At 29.4% G+C, this 19,884-nt stretch carries 19 protein-coding genes; all 19 read left to right on the top strand.

Annotation, left to right across the window (positions count from 1 at the left end; translation table 11 throughout):
• Positions 1 to 6 precede the first annotated feature (6 nt).
• From RG22_RS17225 to RG22_RS04040, 19 genes are read left to right on the top strand one after another with little or no spacing between them, the layout of a single operon-like run.
• The gene (locus tag RG22_RS17225; protein ID WP_052143631.1) at positions 7 to 996 is read left to right on the top strand and encodes a glycosyltransferase family 2 protein; all 990 of its coding nucleotides are present in this window, start codon (positions 7 to 9) and stop codon (positions 994 to 996) included.
• A 9-nt stretch (positions 997 to 1,005) separates the two neighbouring features.
• Positions 1,006 to 2,085 carry a glycosyltransferase gene (locus RG22_RS04125; RefSeq protein WP_052143630.1) on the top strand — a complete coding sequence of 360 codons (1,080 nt, stop codon included), beginning with the start codon at positions 1,006 to 1,008 and terminating at the stop codon, positions 2,083 to 2,085.
• Positions 2,086 to 2,991 carry a glycosyltransferase gene (locus tag RG22_RS04120; RefSeq protein ID WP_052143629.1) on the top strand — a complete coding sequence of 302 codons (906 nt, stop codon included), beginning with the start codon at positions 2,086 to 2,088 and terminating at the stop codon, positions 2,989 to 2,991.
• Positions 2,991 to 3,878, top strand: a complete 888-nt coding sequence (locus RG22_RS04115; protein ID WP_034041091.1) for a glycosyltransferase family 2 protein — start codon at positions 2,991 to 2,993, stop codon at positions 3,876 to 3,878. Before RG22_RS04120 ends, RG22_RS04115 begins: the two co-directional genes overlap by 1 nt.
• Complete coding sequence (locus tag RG22_RS04110; RefSeq protein WP_034041089.1) at positions 3,875 to 4,810, top strand: NAD-dependent epimerase/dehydratase family protein; 936 nt, start codon at positions 3,875 to 3,877, stop codon at positions 4,808 to 4,810. Before RG22_RS04115 ends, RG22_RS04110 begins: the two co-directional genes overlap by 4 nt.
• A complete protein-coding gene (locus RG22_RS04105) occupies positions 4,794 to 5,807 on the top strand; it encodes a glycosyltransferase family A protein (RefSeq protein ID WP_034041087.1) in 1,014 nt (337 codons plus the stop codon). The genes RG22_RS04110 and RG22_RS04105 overlap by 17 nt, the downstream gene beginning before the upstream one ends.
• Positions 5,807 to 6,892 (top strand): glycosyltransferase family 4 protein, encoded by a 1,086-nt coding sequence (locus RG22_RS04100; RefSeq protein WP_034041085.1) that lies wholly within the window; start codon positions 5,807 to 5,809, stop codon positions 6,890 to 6,892. Before RG22_RS04105 ends, RG22_RS04100 begins: the two co-directional genes overlap by 1 nt.
• Positions 6,882 to 7,556, top strand: a complete 675-nt coding sequence (locus tag RG22_RS04095; protein WP_034045710.1) for an acylneuraminate cytidylyltransferase family protein — start codon at positions 6,882 to 6,884, stop codon at positions 7,554 to 7,556. The genes RG22_RS04100 and RG22_RS04095 overlap by 11 nt, the downstream gene beginning before the upstream one ends.
• Positions 7,549 to 8,595, top strand: coding sequence for an N-acetylneuraminate synthase (gene neuB, locus RG22_RS04090; protein ID WP_034041083.1), 1,047 nt, complete (start codon positions 7,549 to 7,551; stop codon positions 8,593 to 8,595). The genes RG22_RS04095 and neuB overlap by 8 nt, the downstream gene beginning before the upstream one ends.
• 1 nt (position 8,596) lies before the next feature.
• Positions 8,597 to 9,358, top strand: a complete 762-nt coding sequence (locus RG22_RS04085; RefSeq protein WP_052143628.1) for a class I SAM-dependent methyltransferase — start codon at positions 8,597 to 8,599, stop codon at positions 9,356 to 9,358.
• Complete coding sequence (locus RG22_RS04080) at positions 9,359 to 10,147, top strand: glycosyltransferase family 2 protein (RefSeq protein WP_034041081.1); 789 nt, start codon at positions 9,359 to 9,361, stop codon at positions 10,145 to 10,147.
• On the top strand, positions 10,147 to 11,280 hold the full coding sequence (gene neuC, locus RG22_RS04075; protein ID WP_034041079.1) for a UDP-N-acetylglucosamine 2-epimerase: 1,134 nt from the start codon (positions 10,147 to 10,149) through the stop codon (positions 11,278 to 11,280). The genes RG22_RS04080 and neuC overlap by 1 nt, the downstream gene beginning before the upstream one ends.
• A 3-nt stretch (positions 11,281 to 11,283) precedes the next feature.
• A complete protein-coding gene (locus tag RG22_RS17220) occupies positions 11,284 to 12,660 on the top strand; it encodes a hypothetical protein (RefSeq protein ID WP_052143627.1) in 1,377 nt (458 codons plus the stop codon).
• A 3-nt stretch (positions 12,661 to 12,663) separates the two neighbouring features.
• Complete coding sequence (locus RG22_RS04065) at positions 12,664 to 13,809, top strand: glycosyltransferase family 4 protein (RefSeq protein ID WP_034041077.1); 1,146 nt, start codon at positions 12,664 to 12,666, stop codon at positions 13,807 to 13,809.
• Positions 13,809 to 14,918, top strand: coding sequence for a glycosyltransferase family 4 protein (locus RG22_RS04060; RefSeq protein WP_034041075.1), 1,110 nt, complete (start codon positions 13,809 to 13,811; stop codon positions 14,916 to 14,918). Before RG22_RS04065 ends, RG22_RS04060 begins: the two co-directional genes overlap by 1 nt.
• Positions 14,919 to 14,922: 4 nt before the next feature.
• The gene (locus RG22_RS04055) at positions 14,923 to 16,002 is read left to right on the top strand and encodes a glycosyltransferase (protein ID WP_034041073.1); all 1,080 of its coding nucleotides are present in this window, start codon (positions 14,923 to 14,925) and stop codon (positions 16,000 to 16,002) included.
• Positions 15,996 to 17,372 (top strand): O-antigen ligase family protein, encoded by a 1,377-nt coding sequence (locus RG22_RS04050; RefSeq protein WP_034041071.1) that lies wholly within the window; start codon positions 15,996 to 15,998, stop codon positions 17,370 to 17,372. The genes RG22_RS04055 and RG22_RS04050 overlap by 7 nt, the downstream gene beginning before the upstream one ends.
• A 31-nt stretch (positions 17,373 to 17,403) precedes the next feature.
• Positions 17,404 to 18,414: a glycosyltransferase family 4 protein gene (locus RG22_RS04045; protein ID WP_034041069.1), complete on the top strand. Its 1,011-nt coding sequence runs from the start codon at positions 17,404 to 17,406 to the stop codon at positions 18,412 to 18,414.
• Positions 18,415 to 18,473: 59 nt separating this feature from the next.
• On the top strand, positions 18,474 to 19,865 hold the full coding sequence (locus RG22_RS04040) for an exopolysaccharide biosynthesis polyprenyl glycosylphosphotransferase (protein WP_034041067.1): 1,392 nt from the start codon (positions 18,474 to 18,476) through the stop codon (positions 19,863 to 19,865).
• The last annotated feature ends 19 nt before the right edge of the window (positions 19,866 to 19,884 follow it).

Genomic DNA, 19,884 nt, shown 5'->3' with positions numbered 1-19,884 from the left:
TTAAAATTGGATACTAACGTTTTAATATCAATCATCATACCTACTTACAATAGAGCTAGTGTTATAGAAGATACTTTAAATAGTCTTGTATTGCAAACCTATACGAATTGGGAATGTTTAATAGTTGATGATGGTTCTAATGATGATTCAATTAAAATAATTGAAAATTATGTTATAGAGGACAAGCGTTTCAAACTTCTTGAGAGACCTAAAAATAAACCTAAAGGAGCCAATGCATGTAGAAATTTTGGGTTAGAACAGGCAAAAGGAGACTTTATAGGTTTTTTTGATAGTGATGATTATATGTGCCCAGAATATTTAGAATTGCAGCTAAAAAATATTCAAGCGACAAAGGCTAATTATAGTATTTGTAAAAGTGAATGGGTTACAAGAAACGGAAAAATAATAGATGGATTTCATGGAGGCATTTTAGAGTCTAATAATCGAATAAACGATTATATAAGTTTTAAAACCTTTTGGCCAATACATGCAGTCATGTATAAGTCAGTATTTTTAAAAGAAAATCAATTGGTTTTTGATGAAAGTTTACAACAATCCCAAGAATATGATTTTCATGTAAAAGTAATGCAAGTAGATGCTAACTATACTATTTTGTCTAAGGTTTTAGTTAAAGTAATAGCCAATGATGATAGTATTTCATATTCAAAAACAAATGCTTTTGCAAAAGCATATTCTAGCTTGCGTGTGAGATATGCCTTTCTTAAAAATAAGAATCTAAAACTTAACCATACGACATGTGTTTTTTTACTCCATGATATCCATAGAATTTTTATGCAACAGTCTATGGAAAAAAACAGAAAAGTATCATTATTTGTGGCATATTATTATTTAAAAGGACATTTCTGTAGAAAAGACATATTTAACAAGTACTTTTTTAAACACTTACCTTCGGTTTTAATAGTTTTAATTGTGTATAATGTATTTAACAAAGGATATGTATTTATTAAAAAAAGCAATACTTTTAATTATAGTTAAAGATATATAATGAGCCATATCTATTTTATTAGCCCAGATTTAAACACACCAGCAGGAGGTATTAAGCAATTGTACAGACAGGTTGATGTTTTAAATAAAAAAGGGCTTAAGGCTTATGTGGTTCATGGACATAGACATTTTAAAGTTAATTGGTTTAAAAATGAGACTCCAGTAGTTTGGCATCCTATAGTTGCTAAACTAGATAAAAGCTCTAATAGCAATTTTAAAAAGAAAATTAAGACACTAGTTAAAAAGACTTTTAAACCTGAGATAGAGTACGATAAATCTATTAATAATAAAAAACTAGTACTAAATCCAGATGATATTATTGTGTTTCCAGAGTTTTATGGAAAAGCTATTAATACAGTTTTTCAAGATCAAAAAACGGTAGTTTACAATCAAAATTGCTACTATTCGTTTAGAGGTTATGGCATTCCAAATCAAGCCAATTCTAATACATCAATCTATAAACAAGATAGATTACAAGGTGTTATTGTAGCCTCAGTCGATGCTGTGTCTTATGTGGAAAGCTTTCTTGTGGAGAAACCAGTTTATCGAGTAAGATATGGTATTGATAAAAATGTTTTTTCTTTTCAGGCAAATAAAAAAAAGCAAATAGCTTTTATGCCTAGAAAACTTAGAGAAGACTCTGAGCAGATTCTGAATATTTTAGATATAAGAGGTGTTTTAGATGGTTGGAACATTGTTTCAATTCAAGGAATGAACGAAGAAGAAGTAGCAGGAGTTTTAAAAGAAAGCGCTGTTTTCTTAAGCTTTAATCATAGAGAAGGATTTGGAATGCCACCAGCTGAAGCTATGAGTTGTGGTTGTATAGTTGTTGGTTATACAGGACAGGGAGGAGAAGAATATTTTTTGCCTAATATCACTTATAAAGTTCCACAAAGAAACGTTACAAAGTTTGCCGAAACACTAGAGCAAGTAATGTTGGATTTTGATAGTAACCCAAAGAAAATGGCAAAAGTAGGTTTAGAAGCATCAAAATTTATTGAGAGCGAATACAGTATGAAGCAAGAAGAAGAAAGCATTGTGAAAGTATGGCAAGAGTTATTAAAATTGAAGGATAGATAAATGAATAATGCTTTAGCTATTGTTATACCATATTTTAAAAACGATTTTTTTGAAGAAACATTACTATCGTTACAGCAGCAAACCGATAAAAGATTTACGGTTTATATAGGAGACGACGCTAGTGAACAGTCTATAGATAATCTTGTAGATAAATTCAAGAACGATATACCAATTAGATACCATCGATTTGCCGATAATTTAGGCAGTAAAAGCTTAACTAAACAATGGGATAGATGTCTTAAGCTTATAAACAACGAAACTTGGGCTTGTATTTTAGGTGATGATGATTGTTTGTCAGAAAACTTTGTTGAATGCTTTTATAGAGCATTACCAAATCTTAAATTACAAAAGAGTAAGCTACTTCGCTTTGCAACACTTAAAATTAATGAAAAGGGTGTCGCATTAGGTAGTATTCAACATAATCCAAAAACACAAATGGCTGCAGAAGCCTTTACAGAAAAGTATTATGGGAGTAAGCACAGTAGTCTTTCGGAATATGTTTTTAGCATAGCAAGTTATAATAAGTATGGTTTTAGAGATTATCCTTTAGCTTGGTGTAGTGATGATATGGCATGGTTAGAGTTTTCTAACGGACGAAACATAGTAAGTTGCAATGAGGCTTATTTAAAGTTCAGACTCTCTTCAAAGAGTATTTCAGGAACATTAAATAACAAGAAAAAAGATGCTAAACGACTATTTTTTAGAGATTTAGTTTTAGAAAAACAAAATACATTTTCTAGAACAATTGCTATTAAGAACTTAAAAAAATATGAAGTATTTTTAGTAATCACAAAAGAATTAAAAAAGCACCATTTTATGTTTTTCCTGAAGCGTTTTTATAAGCTAAGAAGTCTAAAGGAATGTTTCAAATTTACGCTAAGATTTAGTTATAATATACTTAAATAATGTCGCAACCACTGGTCTCTGTTATTATACCAACCTATAAGCGCACTCACTTTTTAAAGGAAACTTTAAATAGTATTGTTATTCAAACCTATAGCAATATTGAAATTATTGTAGTAGATGATGGAACACCTGGTGATGAAAATGAGAAATTATGCAGTGAATATAAGAATCTTAGTTATATAAAGATAGATAATAGTGGAAGCCCATGTAAACCAAGAAACATTGGAATTAATAATGCTAAAGGTACTTATATTGCATTTGTTGATGATGATGATTTATGGTTACCTAATAAAATAGAAACTCAGGTTGAAATTTTAGATAAAAATAAAGACTTTGGATTGGTACACTCATATTGTAGCACAATTGATGGAGAAGGAAAACAATTAGAAAAGATAATAGGAAAGCCAGGGCACACTAATGTAAAGCATGGAGACGTTTTAACTAAAATGATTGGTAATTGGACTATAATGAGTTCCACACCTCTTATTAGAAAAGAAATTGTTAAAGATGTAGGTTATTTCAATGAAATTATGCCACATGCAGGAGAAGATGTCGAGTATTGGTCTAGATGTGCATTTCATACCAAGTTTTATTATATAGATGCGCCTCTTGTTAGGTACAGACAACACGAAAATAATGTATCAAACCATCAAGAGAAATACATTTTTTTACCGTTATATTTGTTTGATGTAGTAAAGCGTTATTATAATAAAGAGACTATTAAAAAGGATGTTTATAAAAAACTGATGCTAAATCTTTGTTTAATGCAAAGTAAAATGATTAAAATCAATTTTTGGAAAACTATAGGTAACATGTTCAAGATTAATCCATTTTGGTTTGTTAATTTTAGGGTTCAAAAAACAATTATTAAAAAGTTAATTACATGAGCGTAACCAAATATTTAATTACTGGTGGAGCAGGAAATATAGGAAGTGCATTAACACTAGAATTATCTAAAGATATTAATAACCAAATAGTAATAGTAGATAATTTTTTAACAGGCTCTATAACTAAAATCCCGAAAAAGGATAATGTCACTTTTATTAAAGCGAATGTAAATAACTACAATGATATTGTACCCATTTTTGGAAGATTCAATTTTGATTATGTATTTCATTTTGCGGCTGTAGTTGGCGTAAAACGTACGTTAGAAAATCCAATGATGGTGTTAGAGGATATTGAAGGCATAAAGAACATTCTATCACTATCGAAAAACAGTTGTGTTAAAAGGGTGTTTTATTCAAGTTCTTCTGAAGTATATGGAGAACCTTTTGAAATTCCACAAAACGAGCAAACAACACCTTTAAATTCAAGATTACCATATGCTATTGTGAAAAATGTTGGAGAAGCATTTTTTAAATCTTACTACCAAGAATACGGTCTGGAATATACAATTTTTAGGTTTTTTAATACGTATGGACCAAATCAAAGTGAAGATTTTGTTATTCCTAAATTTTTAAAAGCCGCTTTAAAAAATGAGCCCATTTATATTTATGGAGACGGTCAGCAAACGCGATCATTTTGTTTTGTAGACGATAATATTGAAACCTGCATTAAAGCATTGAAAGACCCTAAATGTCATAATGAAGTAATTAATATAGGAAGTGATAAAGAAATGACTGTTTTAGAATTAGCTAATACTATTATTAGAGTGTCTAATTCAAATTCAGAAATTATACATGCTCCAGCTTTAAAAGAAGGAGATATGGCTAGGAGATGCCCAGATACTTCAAAAATGAAAGCTTTATTAGGTAAAGAACAAATAGCTTTAGAGGAAGGATTGAAGCTACTTATTGATTTTTATGAGAATAGGAAATAATCCAGAGAAGGAACAAAATATTTTAGAAGTTGATGCTTATCATAGAGTTGTCATACCTGTCTATATTCCAAATCTAACCGAACCCTATTTTAAAGATGGTTTAAAAATTTTAAAATTATCTATACAATCACTGTTAAAAACAGTGCACGTAAAAACTAGAATCTCGATTATAAATAATAATTGTTGTGTTGAGGTTACTAGTTACTTGGAAAGCTTATATAGAGAACATGATAAAGTTGATCAATTACTTAATTCCAAAATTAACTTAGGAAAAGTAAATGCACTATATGCTGCAATTAAAAGTAATTTAGAACCTATAATAACTATTTCTGATGCAGACGTTATGTTTTTACCTAACTGGCAGCAAGCTGTAGAAAAGACGATGGTAGCGTTTCCTGAATGTGGTATGGTGTCACCTGTACCAAGTAGCATTGCCTACCGAGGTGAATATTTAAATAGCACTATTTATTATGCTTTTTTTAAAGGAAAATTGAATTTTGAGGAAATAAATAATCCAGATGGACTTTTAAAATTCGAAAAGAGCATTGGTAGAAAAATGTATAATGAAACGCATTTGAAAAAGCACCTAGTACTTTCAAACAAACAAGGAAAAGCCGTAATTGGTTGTGGTCATTTTGTAGTGACTTTTAGAGCAGAAGTATTTACGGCAGCTCCAAACGAAAATTGTAAATTTAAAATTGTTGGAGGAAGCGAAGGCGAGTACTTGGATAAACCAAATGATGTATCAGGATTTTTAAAGCTGGCAACAATTGAGAATTATGCGTATCATTTAGGAAATACCATAGAACTCTGGATGAATGATGAATTGGACAAAATTGAAAACAATCCCTGTATTTATTATAGCATTGATATGCTTCCTAAAGCAAAGTCCTTAGGCTCAATGAGCTTTAAAATAGGCAAACTACTTCATAAGTTGTTTTTTAAAAAACTCAAGAAATATTATTTTGCCTATATGGGTGTAAAACAGCCATATTAATGAATAAATCGTTAAAAATATTGGTTAGTAGTGCAAGACTTCCAACAAATGGAATAGGTAGTTGGACAACTAGAATATCTAAACTGACTGCAAATACTACTTTTTTTGATTATATTTTATCACCTTCAAGTTATAACGAGAAGTATCTTAATTCTAAAAAAAGGAGATTTATTATTTGGCGAAAAGAAGTTAGAGGATTAAATTTAAAGTTTTGGGTTGCAAAAGATTATATTCAGAAAATTAAATTTTTATCAAAAAGGGCAAACAAAATTACTGTTGTTGTTATGGACGATCCTCATTTATTAGAAGCAATAACGTTAACTAAGAACAGCTACAAATGTCCAATAGAGATAGTTTTTTCGTTTCATGGATTTGAACTTAATTTAAAAAAGGAGATACTACACAAAGTAGATAAAATATTATTTTTATCGCAGTTAGGTTATGAGTTTAGTAAAGAAAAGTATCCACAAAAATTCCCAAAAGCAAAAGTTGTTGGGAATGGAGTAGATTCAAATACTTTCTTTCCGTTAGATGAAAAAGAATTTGCTAAACAAAGAGAAGAAAAAGGATATGTAGGTAATGATGAAATATTGATATGGGTAGCTAACGATAGACCCAAAAAAGGCATTCATGTTTTTCATAAAATAATTGAAGAAGTGTTAAAAAACCACCGAGATTTAAAAGTTATTATAGTAGGGAGTAATAGTATTTATAATCATCCAAGAGTTAATAATATTGGACGTGTAAGTAATGAAGAGGTCGCAACATATTTTAAAATCAGTAATTACTATATGTTTACTACTTTTTATAATGAAGGGTTTGGACTTTCTATGGTAGAAGCTTTAAAGTGCGGTAATGCTGTTATTGCATCAAATAGAGGAGCAATACCAGAAGTTCTTAATGGTTTAGACCGTGTTTATTTAGTTGAAAAAATAAATGATATAGAAAATTGGATAGAAGCATTTAACTTAGCCAGAAAAGATACTAACTTTGGAAAAATACGACCAAATAAAACCATGACAAGCAAAATTTTGGATTATAATGATTGGGAGAGGAAATTTATTAAAGCCATTAATGAAAGTTAAAAATATTGCCATAATACCAGCTAGAGGGGGATCGAAAAGATTGCCTAACAAAAATATGCTTATACTTAGCGATGTGCATTTAACAACCCATAGTATAAATTTTGCTAAAGCTAATAGAGATATAATAAGTGATATTTACGTGTCTACAAATGATGAAAACATAAAATCTTTAGCGTTAGATTTAGGAGTTAAAGTTATAGATAGACCAGAAGAATTGTCAGGAGATTTCTCTACGACAGTTTCAGCTCTAAAACATGTATTAGAGACTATAAATGAAACAGTAGATAATGTAATACTTTTACAACCAACAAATCCGTTACGCCAAAAGGAACTATTAAAGGAAGCCTATGCTAAATATGTTGATGGTAATTTCGATAGCCTTATGACGGTGTCTTCCAGTAAACGAAAGTTAGGAAAAATAGTTAATGAAAACTTTATACCATTTAATTATAAAATGGGTCAGCGAAGTCAAGATATGGAACCTTTATATTTTGAAAATGGGTTATTATATATATCTAAAGCAGACTTGATATTTAACGATGTTATTTTAGGAAGTAAAAACTGTCCATTCATAGTCAACCATCCTTGTGCATTAGTAGATATTGACACTAACGAAGATTTAAAGTATGCACAATTTGTTTTAGAAAATTACCCAAATGAGTAAGCCATATATTAAAATACAAGATAGAAAAATTGGATTAGATTATCCACCTCTCGTCATTGCTGAAATTGGTATAAATCATGAAGGTTCTTTGCAAATAGCTAAAGAAATGGTAGATGCGGCAGCTAGAGCTGGAACTGAGGTAGTAAAACATCAAACCCATATTGTTGAAGATGAAATGAGTGCTGTGGCAAAAAAGGTGATACCTGGTAATGCGAGTGTTTCTATTTATGAGATTATGGAACGTTGCGCACTTAATGAAGAAGATGAAGTAGAATTGAAAGCATATGTAGAAAGTAAAGGAATGATATTTTTATCAACTCCTTTTTCAAGAGAAGCAGCCAATAGACTTCAAAAAATGAAAGTTTCGGCTTATAAGATTGGATCTGGAGAATGCAATAATTATCCACTTTTGGAGCATATAGCAAAGTTCAAAAAACCTGTGATATTAAGTACAGGTATGAATACCATAGAAAGCGTAAAAAAAGCAGTAGCTATTTTTGAAAAAAATGAAACTCCTATAGCATTATTACACACGACCAATTTGTATCCTACACCACCTCGTTTAGTAAGGTTTGGGGCAATGCAACAATTACAAGAAGCGTTTCCAAATAAAGTAATTGGTTTGAGCGACCACACACTTAACAATAATGCATGTTTGGGTGCAGTTGCCTTAGGCGCATCCATACTAGAGCGTCATTTTACAGACCATAAAGAACGCACTGGACCAGATATAGTTTGTAGTATGGACGAGCAAGAATGTAAAGATTTAATAATTGGAAGTAAAGAACTTGCCCAAATGCGCGGAGGGATTAAAGCACCAGCTAAAGAAGAGCAAGTTACTATAGATTTTGCATTTGCTACAGTTTGTTCTATAAAAGAGATAAAAAAAGGCGAAATTTTTACCGAAGATAATATTTGGGTAAAACGACCTGGAACAGGTGAGATATTAGCAGAAAATTATAAGGACATTTTAGGAAAAAAAGCAACAAAAAATATAAATATTGACGAGCAAATAAAATATTCTGATATTAATTTGTAATATGAAAATTATAAAAAAGCTAAAAAAAGTTAAAAGTTTTTTAACAGATAAGGAGTTTGCTAATGCTAAAAACCTATCTCATGTTGAAAGATTAAAATCTCCTGTTAGAACTGAAATTATTAATTTTTTATTAACCTTAACAGATTGCAACAATTATTTAGAAATAGGAGTTAGAGACCCCAGAAATAATTTTGATAAAATAAACTGCCCAAATAAATATTCTGTCGATCCAGAGTTAGAATTTAAATCTAATCAAGTAGATTTTAAATACACATCCGATGAGTTTTTTAGCAAACTCAAAAATAATGAGTTAAAAAAAATAGATAATACAATTAAGTTTGATGTAGTGTTTATAGATGGGTTACATATCTCATCTCAAGTAGAGAAGGATATTATAAATAGTATGCATTATCTTAAAGAAAATGGTTTTATTGTGTTACACGATTGTAATCCGCCTACAATTCACCATCAAAGAGAAGATTATCAATTTATAAATTCGCCAGCTGGAATATTATGGAATGGAACAACATGGAAAGCATTTTATAAATTTAGGCATCATAAAGATTTTAATTCAATTTGTTTTGATACAGATTGGGGAGTAGGAGTTTTAACTAAAAGAAATTTATTGTCTTTTAATAAACTAAGCGAAACAATTGATAATAATTATTTCGAATACTCTATTCTTGATGAGAAAAGAAAGCAACATTTAAATTTAATAGATTTTAATTATTGGAAAAAAGAACTCATTAATCTGAATAGCTAAATGGTAAATAATATAACTGTTGTAATTAGAAATAAAAACCAGTCTAAAGCTTTAGAATTTCTTTTAAGAAATTTAAATAATAGATACAGCGAAGATATTTCAGAAATAATAGTAATAGATAACGAATCAACAGATGATAGTGAGTTGATTACAAATACATATGGAGCTAAATTTCATACAATAAAAAAGTTTAGCTATGGAGGAAGCGCAAACTTAGCAGCAGAATTAGCGTCAAATAATATAGTTGTTATTTTTAGTGCTCACGCTTACCCAATTAGTCATGATTTTTTTAAGCAAATTAAACTCAAGTTTGAAAACAATTCAAATTTAGCAGGCGTAAGATGCTTGCATAATCACAATGATTATTCGAAGTATATAAATAATATTTCGGCAAAAGATAATCCAAATGGTGCAGGTCTAATTTTTTGTGGTTCTGCATTTAATAAATCTGTATGGGAAACGCATCAGTTTAAAGCAGATATAACTACTTTTGAAGATAAAGAATGGACGCTTAGAGTGCTAAAAAATGGATTTGATATTGAGTTTTGTCCGTCAATTTTCAACTATAATATTAAACGGACTAAGCGAGAAAACCATTTTAGATTTAAAAATGAACTTGTTGGGAGTTACAAACTTTGGCATAACAACATTACCTATAAAAGTATAATTAGAAGTTTTTTTGGTGACGTTTTTAAAGTTATTAAAAATTCATTTTTAGATATGTATTATATAATTAAGCGCTTGTTATTTAAGCTATATTTTATAAATAATAAGCCAGATAAATATTAATGAAAAATATTGTTTTTTTAACAGGAACACGAGCCGATTTTGGTAAAATAAAATCCCTTATTCAGATATTAGAGGATCATAAAGATTTTAACCCTTTTGTATTTGTTACGGGTATGCACCTTATGGAAACCTATGGTTATACACTTATAGAAATTGAGCGTTGTAATTTTTCTAATACACATGCTTTTGAAAATCACACATCAGAAGCTACTATGGATTTAACTTTGGCAAAAACTATCGAAGGATTTTCAAGTTATATAAAAAAAATCAAACCAGACCTAATTGTTATACATGGTGATAGAGTAGAAGCCATGGCTGGAGCTATTGTAGGAGCTTTAAATAATATTTTAGTAGCACATGTAGAAGGAGGAGAACTATCCGGTACAGTAGATGAGCTTATTAGACATTCTGTTAGTAAAATGAGTCACATTCATTATGTGTCAAACGAAAATGCTAAAAAACGTCTAATCCAAATGGGCGAATTAGATAATAGTATTAAAATAATTGGTTCGCCAGATGTTGATAGTATGTTTTCTAAAAAACTTCCCACAATTGATGAAGTAAAAAGATATTACGAAATTCCTTTTAGTAATTATGCTCTGGCAATGTTTCACCCAGTAACTACAGAGTTTAGTAAAATGGAAGATTATGCGCAAAGTTTTGTAGAAGCCTTATTAAAGGATAACAAAAATTATGTGGTAATATATCCTAATAACGATTTAGGGTCAGAAATAATATTAAGTGCATACAAAAGTCTAGAAAGCAATTCAAGGTTTAGAATTTTTCCATCAGTAAGATTTGAGTATTTTTTAACTTTACTGAAGCATAGTACTTTTATAATAGGCAATTCTAGTGCAGGAATTCGCGAAGCGCCATATTATGGTATTCCAACAATCAACGTAGGTACCAGACAAGAAAATAGAGCTTTACATTCACATATTATAAATACATCTTATAGTGAAGAGGCTATACTTAATGCGCTTTTATCAGAATTTAAAGTTGTAAAAAAGGATACTATTAGTTTTGGAAATGGAAATAGTGCTGAGTTGTTTTTGAATTCACTTTTAGGAGCTGCTATATGGAATTTAAACAAGCAAAAACAGTTTGTAGATATTCATAAAACAAAAAATTGAAACGTGAATAATAAGTGTAAAAAAGTCATGTTTGTTGTTCCAGACGGAACAGGTATTAGAAACTATTTGTTTTCTGAAATAATACCAAACCTAATTAAGCAAAATATAGAACTTGTTGTTTATCACGCGCTTTCAGATGAAGCTATTATTGAAGTTGAAAAGCTTCATAATATACAATTAACAAAAAAAACTATATCAAAATATAAAGAAACTGTTTTACAAAAGCTTTTAAGAGAATCAATATGCTATGGCAGATTAATTTATAACGCTAAGTTAGACAAAAACCCAACAGTACTTTCAAATTGGAAACCTAAAAAAAAAGGTTTGCAGAAATGGTTTTATAAAGTCGTGGAGTTTTTAGGTAAGCAAATAAGTAAAAACTATGAAAGCATATTGTGTTTTGAAAATTATTATCAAAAACAATTACTTAAAAGTATTTCTTCTGAAAAAGAATTTTTGCTAGATATCCAACCAGATATAATTTTCTGCACTCATCAAAGAGCTTTAAATGCCATTCCTGTTTTTAAGGCTGCCGAAGTATTGAATATTGATACAATTGGAGCCATTTATTCTTGGGATAATTTAGTTAAAGCTAGATTGTCAGTTCGAACTAAAAAATATATAGTTTGGTCTGATTATATGAAAGGTGATATGAGAAAATATTACCCTGAAATTTCAGAAGATAATATTATAGTTACAGGAACACCACAGTTTGAATTATACAAGGATTCATTATTAACACCAAAAGAAGAATTTTTTACCAACTACGGTTTAGATACAAATAAATCAACCATTTGTTTTTCAGGGGATGATAAGTTAACATCTCCATACGACCCTAAATATTTAGAGGACTTAGCAGAGGTTATTGTGAGAAATAATTTTCAAAATAAAGTGCAAGTTATTTTTAGAAGAAGCCCTGTAGATTTATCAGGGAGGTATGATACAATAATTAATAAGTTTGATTTTATAGTTCCAATCGAACCTGTTTGGAGTAATACTCAAAAATTTTGGACACAATTATTTCCTTATTATGATGATGTAAAGCTATTGGCAAATATTTGTAAACATAGTAATCTTGTAATCAATGTAGGATCAACTATGGCACATGATTTTGCTATTTTTGATAACCCAGCTGCTTATCTGAATTATGATGTAACTAAAGATGAAAACTGGTCTGTTAGTACCATATACAATTACCAGCATTTTAAAAGCATGCCGTATAAAGATGTTGTATATTGGATTAATTCAAAAGAAGATTTTCTTTTGGTTTTTGAACAAGCTATGTTGCAAAAAAAATCTTTAGCAAAAGATTGGTTAAAAATTATTAATAAGCCTAATAACAATAGTACACAAACTATTACAAAACTTTTACTACCATAATATATGCATATTTGCTTTATAACACACGAATACCCAAAAGAAGGATTTTCACATGGCGGAATAGGTACATTTATTCAAACCATTGGAAAAGCCTATGTTAAAAAAGGATATAAAGTTAATGTAATAGGAATAAATGTGTATACCAAAATATACGAAGAAGAAGAAGATCATGGTGTTCGCATTTACAGGCTAAAACCAAGAAAAATAAAAGGGCTTACATGGTTTTTGAATTATAAATATATAAACAGGCAATTATTAAAATTACATACAGAGTCACCAATAAATATTGTAGAAACTTCGGAGCTTGGTTTAGCATTTCTAAAAAAAATAAAACCAATAAAATATATTATTAGATTACATGGAGGTCATCATTTTTTCGCAGAAGCGGAAGAACGTGGTGTTGATTCTTGGAAAGGGTTTCAAGAAAAACGATCTTTTAAAAAAGCAGATGCTTTTATTGCAGTATCAAAGTACGTAAAAATGCATACTTCTAAATATTTAGATTACAACAATAAAAAGATAGATATTATTAGATATCCAATAAATTTAGAAGTTTTTAAACCCAAACCAGAAGTTAAAGTAAACAATGATACTATATTATTTGCAGGTACTATATGCGAGAAAAAAGGCATTAAACAGTTAATATTAGCAATGAAGACAGTGAATGCGTCTTACCCTAATATAAAACTAGAAATATATGGTAGAGACTGGTTTTTTAAAGATGGAACTTCTTATGTTGAATATCTAAAAGAGAAAGTAATACCAGAACTTGGAGCGTTTTCAAAAAATATAATATTTAAAGGTACAGTTCCTTATGTAGAGCTAGCAACCAAATATGCATCGGCAAAATTATGTGTATTTCCTTCTTTAATGGAAACTCAGGGATTAGTAGCACCAGAGGCTATGGCAATGAAAAAAACGGTTATTTTTTCGAAACTTGGACCAGGGACAGAAACCATAGAACATAAAAAAACAGGCTTATTATGTGACCCTTACAATATTAATAGCATTGCCGAAAATATTTTATGGTGTATAGAAAATCCAGAAAAATGCCTTGAAATAGAAAAACAGGCCAATAAATTTGTATTGCAAACATTTAATATAGATACCATTGTTAACAAAAATATTGAGTTCTATAAATCGATCTAATGAAGTTTTTAATCATAACACATGTTAAACATATAAAAAAAAAGCAACAATATTTTGGTTATGCTCCTTATGTTCGAGAAATGAATTTGTGGTTAAAATATGTAGAGAAGGTAGATGTTATTGCACCATTAGCTAAAGAAGAAGTTGCAGATATTTCCTTGCCTTATAAACATGATAATTTAAACTTTATAAACATTCCAGAAATTTCGTTTATTTCTATACCAAATATTTTCTGTTCTTTTTTAAAAATTCCATTTATAATAATAGCTCTTTTTAGAGCCTGTAAAAACACAGATCATATTCACTTAAGATGCCCTGGTAATATAGGGCTTTTGGGGTGTTTTGTTCAAGTGTTTTTTCCAAAAAAGACAAAAACCGCCAAATATGCAGGAAATTGGGATCCGAAAGCCAAACAACCTTTGTCTTATAGATTCCAAAAGTGGTTATTATCTAATACATTGCTAACAAAAAATATGACTGTAGTAGTTTATGGAGACTGGAATAATCAAACAAAAAATATCAAGCCCTTTTTTACAGCAACATATAAAAAAAGTGAGATTGTTGAGGTTAATAAAAGAAATTATAGTGCTCATTTAAAATTTGTTTTCATTGGTAGTTTGGTAGAAGGAAAAAGACCTTTATTTTGTTTAGAAATAATTAAAAAGTTGAAAGAATCTGGTCTCACTGTTAGTTTTGATATTTATGGTGATGGCGCTCTTCTGTCTCAACTTAGCCTTTTTGTGAAAAATAATGATTTAGATAAAATAGTCCTATTTCATGGAAATAAAGAAAAAATAGTAGTTAAGAAAGCATTACAAAACGCTCACTTTTTACTATTACCATCTAAAAGCGAAGGGTGGCCAAAAGTAGTAGCAGAAGCAATGTTTTTTGGTGCAATTCCAATTGTAACTAAGGTTTCTTGCTTGCCAAATATGTTAGATAATGGTGGTAGAGGGATATTAATTGAACCTAATTTAGATGCTGCAGTTTCAGAAATTATAAATTATATTGAGAAAAAGGATTTAATAAATATTTCAAGTCAGGCTGTAAATTGGTCACAGAATTATACATTAGATGCTTTTGAAGACGAAATTTCAAAACTGCTTTAATTCAATGAAAGTTATTCAAATAATAGATTCTTTAGATGCAGGAGGAGCAGAACGTGTAGCAATTAATATTGCAAATGCACTTATAGATAGAAATATTGAATCATTTATTTGTACTACACGTAAAGAAGGTATTTTAAAAGAAAATATTGATGCTAATGTTGAGTATCTTTTTTTGGGCAAAAAGAGCAAAATAGATTTTAAAGCTATTAATAAATTACGACTGTATTTGAAGGTACATAATATTGAAATTATGCATGCACACTCCTCTTCTTTTTTTATAGCTGTTTTGGTTAAGATTTTTAATCCTAAGCTGAAAATAATATGGCACGATCATTATGGTAATAGCGAATTTTTAAATAAACGCCCTGTCAAAATATTAAAATTAGCATCCCATAAATTCAATCACATAATATCTGTCAACTCTAGTTTAAAAGCATGGGCAGAGCGTAATTTAAACACTAAAAATGTAAGTTATATTTCAAACTTTGTTGACTTAAATTTAGAAGAAAAAAAATCAACTTTACTATTGGGAAATAAAGGTAAGAGAATTGTTTGTTTAGCAAATTTAAGACCTCAAAAGGGGCATGAGATGCTGATTGATTCTTTTAAAAATGTTTTATATCAATATCCTGATTGGTCGTTGCATTTAGTTGGAAAAGATTTTAATGACTCATATTCAAAAAAAATCAAGTGTAAAATAAATGAGTTGGAACTTGCTAATAGCATACATGTTTATGGGGGTAGAAAAGATGTTTATAATATATTAATGCAATCCAGTATAGGTGTTTTGTCATCTAAATCTGAGGGGTTACCTTTATCTTTGCTAGAGTACGCTTTAGCTAAGCTACCTGTTGTAGCAACAGATGTTGGACAGTGTAAAGAAGTAATTGCAAATAATAGGTTAGGTAGACTTGTTGAAACAGGAGATGAAAAAGCCTTATCAGAAGCTATTACAGAATTAATATGTGAAAAGAGTTTAAGGGAAACTCTTGGAAATAATTTACATAATCAAGTTTACAAGCGATATGGAAAAGACTTAATTGTTAAATCTATTATTAAAATATACAAAGAGGTTTTATGCTAAAAAGTGAAAAAGCATATATAACATTGGTCATTGCACATTTAATAATTGCTGCTGGAATATATTTATTTAACCCACTATCTAAAGTGTATTTCTTGGTAATTTTCCTGGTTTTTTTATTTAAGATTTTTTCTGCTGCTAAAAAGGATTTAACAGTTGAAGTTCTTACATCCTGTGCATATATTGTAGGAGCTGAAGTTTTTTTAAGGATGACACAAGGAAATTTCTTATATGAATCCTCCAAGTATATTGTTGTATTATATTTAATAATAGGAATGCTTTTAGGTAAAGGCTTAAATAGAGGTGTTTATATTTATTTTATTTATTTATTTGCTCTTATCCCAGGAATTATTATTGCATCTACAACTTTAAATTTAGGCACAAACGTACGAACAGCCATTACTTTTAATATTAGTGGTCCCGTTTGTTTAGGTATTACGGCTATATATTGCTATAACAAGTTTATTACTCTTAAAAATTTACAGCGTGTTTTGTTGGCAATGTTACTTCCACTTTTATCTACGACATTGTATTTGTTTTTATATTCTCCCAATGTAAGGGATGTTTTAAGAGGAACACAATCTAATTTTGAAGCTTCAGGTGGGTTTGGTCCTAATCAGGTAGCTACAGTTTTAGGACTGGGCGTATTTATTTTGGTTTCAAGATTTCTTATTCAATCTAAAGGTTTTTCACCAAAAATTTTAAATATATTACTTATTGGGCTAATGTCTTATCGTGCAATTATTACTTTTAGTAGAGGAGGTATATTGGTAGCAATAGTTTGTATTTTGTCCTTTATTGGAGTATATTATTGGTATGCATCTGTAAAAGGAAAACTAAATATTGTAAAGGCAATAGTAATCATTTTAAGTCTATTTGCTTTTGTTTGGATTGTTAGTTCAATTAGTACTCTAGGATTAATTGATAAACGTTATGCTAATCAAGATGCTATTGGAAGAGAAAAAGAAGATATTACTACAGGTAGATCAGAATTATTAAACAGTGAAATAAGTATTTTTTTAAATAACCCTTTTTTTGGTACAGGTGTGGGTAAGTTAAAAGAGTTGAGAGCAGAGGAGTCTGGTGAAAATGTTGCTTCACATAATGAAATGAGTAGGATTTTAGGTGAGCATGGTATTATGGGGGTATTTGCTTTAATGGTTTTATTATTTACTCCATTAGTATTTAGAATGAAAAACCGTAAGAATATTTATTTCTATTCCTTTTACTTATTCTGGTTTTTAACAATTAACCACTCCTCAATGCGTATTGCGGCTCCAGCTTTTATATATGGTCTGTGTTTATTAAATATAAATTATAAAAGTAGTGCTAAGAAAAGAATTAATACTAGAACTAAAGAAATTACATTATAGTATACGTTATTATTAAACAAAATTTAAGTATTTGAAAACGCTTCTATATATAGGAAATAAATTAAATAGTTTTAGAATCAATCAATCACCTATACACGTTCTGGAGCCTTTATTAATACGTGAGTGTCATAAGATGTTTTCTGTATCAAGTAAAAAAAACATTGTTTTTAGATTGATTGATATGCTTTGGGCTTGTATTAAATATCGAAAAAAAGTAGATTTTGTTTTAATAGATACTTATAGCACTTTAAATTTTTATTACGCTTTTTTTGTAAGTCAGTTTTGTAGATTTCTTAAATTGAGATATATTCCAATTTTGCATGGAGGTAACTTGCCCAATCGTTTAGAGTCTTGCCCTAAGTTATCAAAATTAATATTTAATAATGCATATAAAAATGTAGCACCATCATTATATATGCAATCTAGTTTTGAAGCATTAGGGTATTCAAATTTAGTTTGTATTCCAAATTCTATCGAAATTAAAAACTACCCATTTAAAATTCGAAATATTGATAAAATAAAGTTATTATGGGTGCGTTCATTTTCAAAAATTTATAATCCATTATTGGCAATACAAGTTTTGAAAGCTTTAAAAGATAAACATATCGATGTAGAACTTTGTATGGTTGGACCAGATAATGACGGAAGTTTAGAAGAGACCAAAAAATATGCTGAAAAATTAAACCTAAAAGTAATCTTTACAGGAAAACTAGAAAAAGAAGAATGGGTTGGTATATCAAAAAACTTCAATGTTTTTATAAATACAACAAATTTTGATAATATGCCTGTAAGCGTTATTGAAGCTATGGCGTTGGGTTTACCTATTATTTCTACAAATGTTGGAGGTCTTCCGTTTTTAATAACTAATGAAGTGGATGGTATTTTAATACCACCCAATAATGTTGAGGCGTTTGTACAAGCTATTATTGAGATTAAAAATCAACCAGAAAAAATAAAAACTATGGTTATTTCTGCTAGAAAAACAGCAGAACAATTTGATTGGAATATAGTTAAAAATCAATGGATTAAACTCTTGAAATAATTAAGGCTTAATCAAATTTACTTACTATATTTATAGTCTCTCAATATTACGCTTTAAGAATGTCTAATAGCAGTATTCATTTTAATATTTCCGAACGTAAAGTTCTGCTTAGAATATTCGATATCGTTTCGGTGCTTGGTGTATTATATTTTGTGAGTAACACATTCAATTTTAATTATTTTACCATTACACAGGAAAACTGGACTTGGATTTTTGTTTTAATGCTTTATATCTCCGTTTTTGGTACTATTTTCGAGTTATACGATTTACAAAAATCTAGCAAAATAGAAACTGTTTCTGCTAACATTGTACTCACAGTATCCATTACTGTTTTGTTCTACTTTTTAACACCATTTTTCACACCTATATTACCCGATAACCGATTACAAATTTTATACTTTTATTTCGCTATACTATTTGCGCTTATTGTTTGGAGACTAGCGTACATTACCTTTGTAGTGTCTCCAAGGTTTTATAAAAAGGTATTAATTGTTGGCGAGACATCAAACATCGAATCTATTGTCGAGGCTTTTAATATTGCCGATCCCAATTATAAAATAGTTGGATTTATTAATTGTGAAACGAATAAAATTGATAAAGTTAAGTTTAAAGATATTGTTGAATATAGCCCTAAGCAAATTTATCAGGTTATCAAGGATGAAAACATTTCCGAAGTTGTTATAGCTAGTTATAATTCTGAAACTATAACATCAACAATATACAAAGATCTTATTACCTTATTAGAAGGAGGTTTTCCAATAAAAGAATATACACAGGTTTATGAAGATATGATGCAGCGAATTCCTGTTCAATTTGTTGGAAAAGATTTTTATAAATATTTTCCGTTTAGTCGAAGCAATCAAAATAAATTATATTTATTTTTTCATCGTTTTTTTGACTTAATTATTTCTGTAATTGGAATTTTTGCTGGTATTATTTTGTTGCCATTAATCCTTTTAGGAAATAGTATTGCAAATCGAGGTTCTCTTTTTTATTCTCAAGAACGAATTGGTAAAAATGGAAACCTTTTTAGAATTATTAAGTTCAGAACCATGGTAAAAAATGCTGAAAAAGAAGGTGCGGTTTGGGCAAAAAAGAACGATGCTAGAATAACAACATTTGGTAAGTTTTTACGAAACTCAAGACTAGATGAAATCCCACAGTTTTGGAATATTTTAATGGGTGATATGAGTTTGATTGGCCCAAGACCAGAACGCCCTTATTTTGTTAGAGAATTATCTCAAGTACTTCCGTTTTACGAAACACGACATATTATAAAACCAGGATTAACAGGTTGGGCACAAGTAAAAACTAGATACGGCTCATCGGTTGATGATAGCTTACTTAAACTGCAATACGATTTGTATTATATTAAACATCGAAGTTTTTTTCTAGATGCAAATATTCTTGTAAAAACGCTGAGTACTATGATATTTTTTAGAGGACAGTGATTTAGTAATTTATCTTCAG

It is taken from the genome of Wocania ichthyoenteri Th78, assembly GCF_000789235.1.
GTDB classification, from domain to species: domain Bacteria; phylum Bacteroidota; class Bacteroidia; order Flavobacteriales; family Flavobacteriaceae; genus Wocania_A; species Wocania_A ichthyoenteri.
Note: the sequence above shows the minus strand (reverse complement) of the source record. Positions and strands in the feature narration are given on the sequence as shown.

Bases quoted from the DNA above. Each gene is read 5' to 3' on its own strand.
- RG22_RS04125 (WP_052143630.1), top strand. From the start codon at position 1,006: ATGAGCCATATCTATTTTATTAGCCCAGATTTAAACACACCAGCAGGA.
- RG22_RS04120 (WP_052143629.1), top strand. From the start codon at position 2,086: ATGAATAATGCTTTAGCTATTGTTATACCATATTTTAAAAACGATTTT.
- RG22_RS04115 (WP_034041091.1), top strand. From the start codon at position 2,991: ATGTCGCAACCACTGGTCTCTGTTATTATACCAACCTATAAGCGCACT.
- RG22_RS04110 (WP_034041089.1), top strand. From the start codon at position 3,875: ATGAGCGTAACCAAATATTTAATTACTGGTGGAGCAGGAAATATAGGA.
- RG22_RS04105 (WP_034041087.1), top strand. From the start codon at position 4,794: ATGAGAATAGGAAATAATCCAGAGAAGGAACAAAATATTTTAGAAGTT.
- RG22_RS04100 (WP_034041085.1), top strand. From the start codon at position 5,807: ATGAATAAATCGTTAAAAATATTGGTTAGTAGTGCAAGACTTCCAACA.
- RG22_RS04095 (WP_034045710.1), top strand. From the start codon at position 6,882: ATGAAAGTTAAAAATATTGCCATAATACCAGCTAGAGGGGGATCGAAA.
- neuB (WP_034041083.1), top strand. From the start codon at position 7,549: ATGAGTAAGCCATATATTAAAATACAAGATAGAAAAATTGGATTAGAT.
- RG22_RS04085 (WP_052143628.1), top strand. From the start codon at position 8,597: ATGAAAATTATAAAAAAGCTAAAAAAAGTTAAAAGTTTTTTAACAGAT.
- RG22_RS04080 (WP_034041081.1), top strand. From the start codon at position 9,359: ATGGTAAATAATATAACTGTTGTAATTAGAAATAAAAACCAGTCTAAA.
- neuC (WP_034041079.1), top strand. From the start codon at position 10,147: ATGAAAAATATTGTTTTTTTAACAGGAACACGAGCCGATTTTGGTAAA.
- RG22_RS04065 (WP_034041077.1), top strand. From the start codon at position 12,664: ATGCATATTTGCTTTATAACACACGAATACCCAAAAGAAGGATTTTCA.
- RG22_RS04060 (WP_034041075.1), top strand. From the start codon at position 13,809: ATGAAGTTTTTAATCATAACACATGTTAAACATATAAAAAAAAAGCAA.
- RG22_RS04055 (WP_034041073.1), top strand. From the start codon at position 14,923: ATGAAAGTTATTCAAATAATAGATTCTTTAGATGCAGGAGGAGCAGAA.
- RG22_RS04050 (WP_034041071.1), top strand. From the start codon at position 15,996: ATGCTAAAAAGTGAAAAAGCATATATAACATTGGTCATTGCACATTTA.
- RG22_RS04040 (WP_034041067.1), top strand. From the start codon at position 18,474: ATGTCTAATAGCAGTATTCATTTTAATATTTCCGAACGTAAAGTTCTG.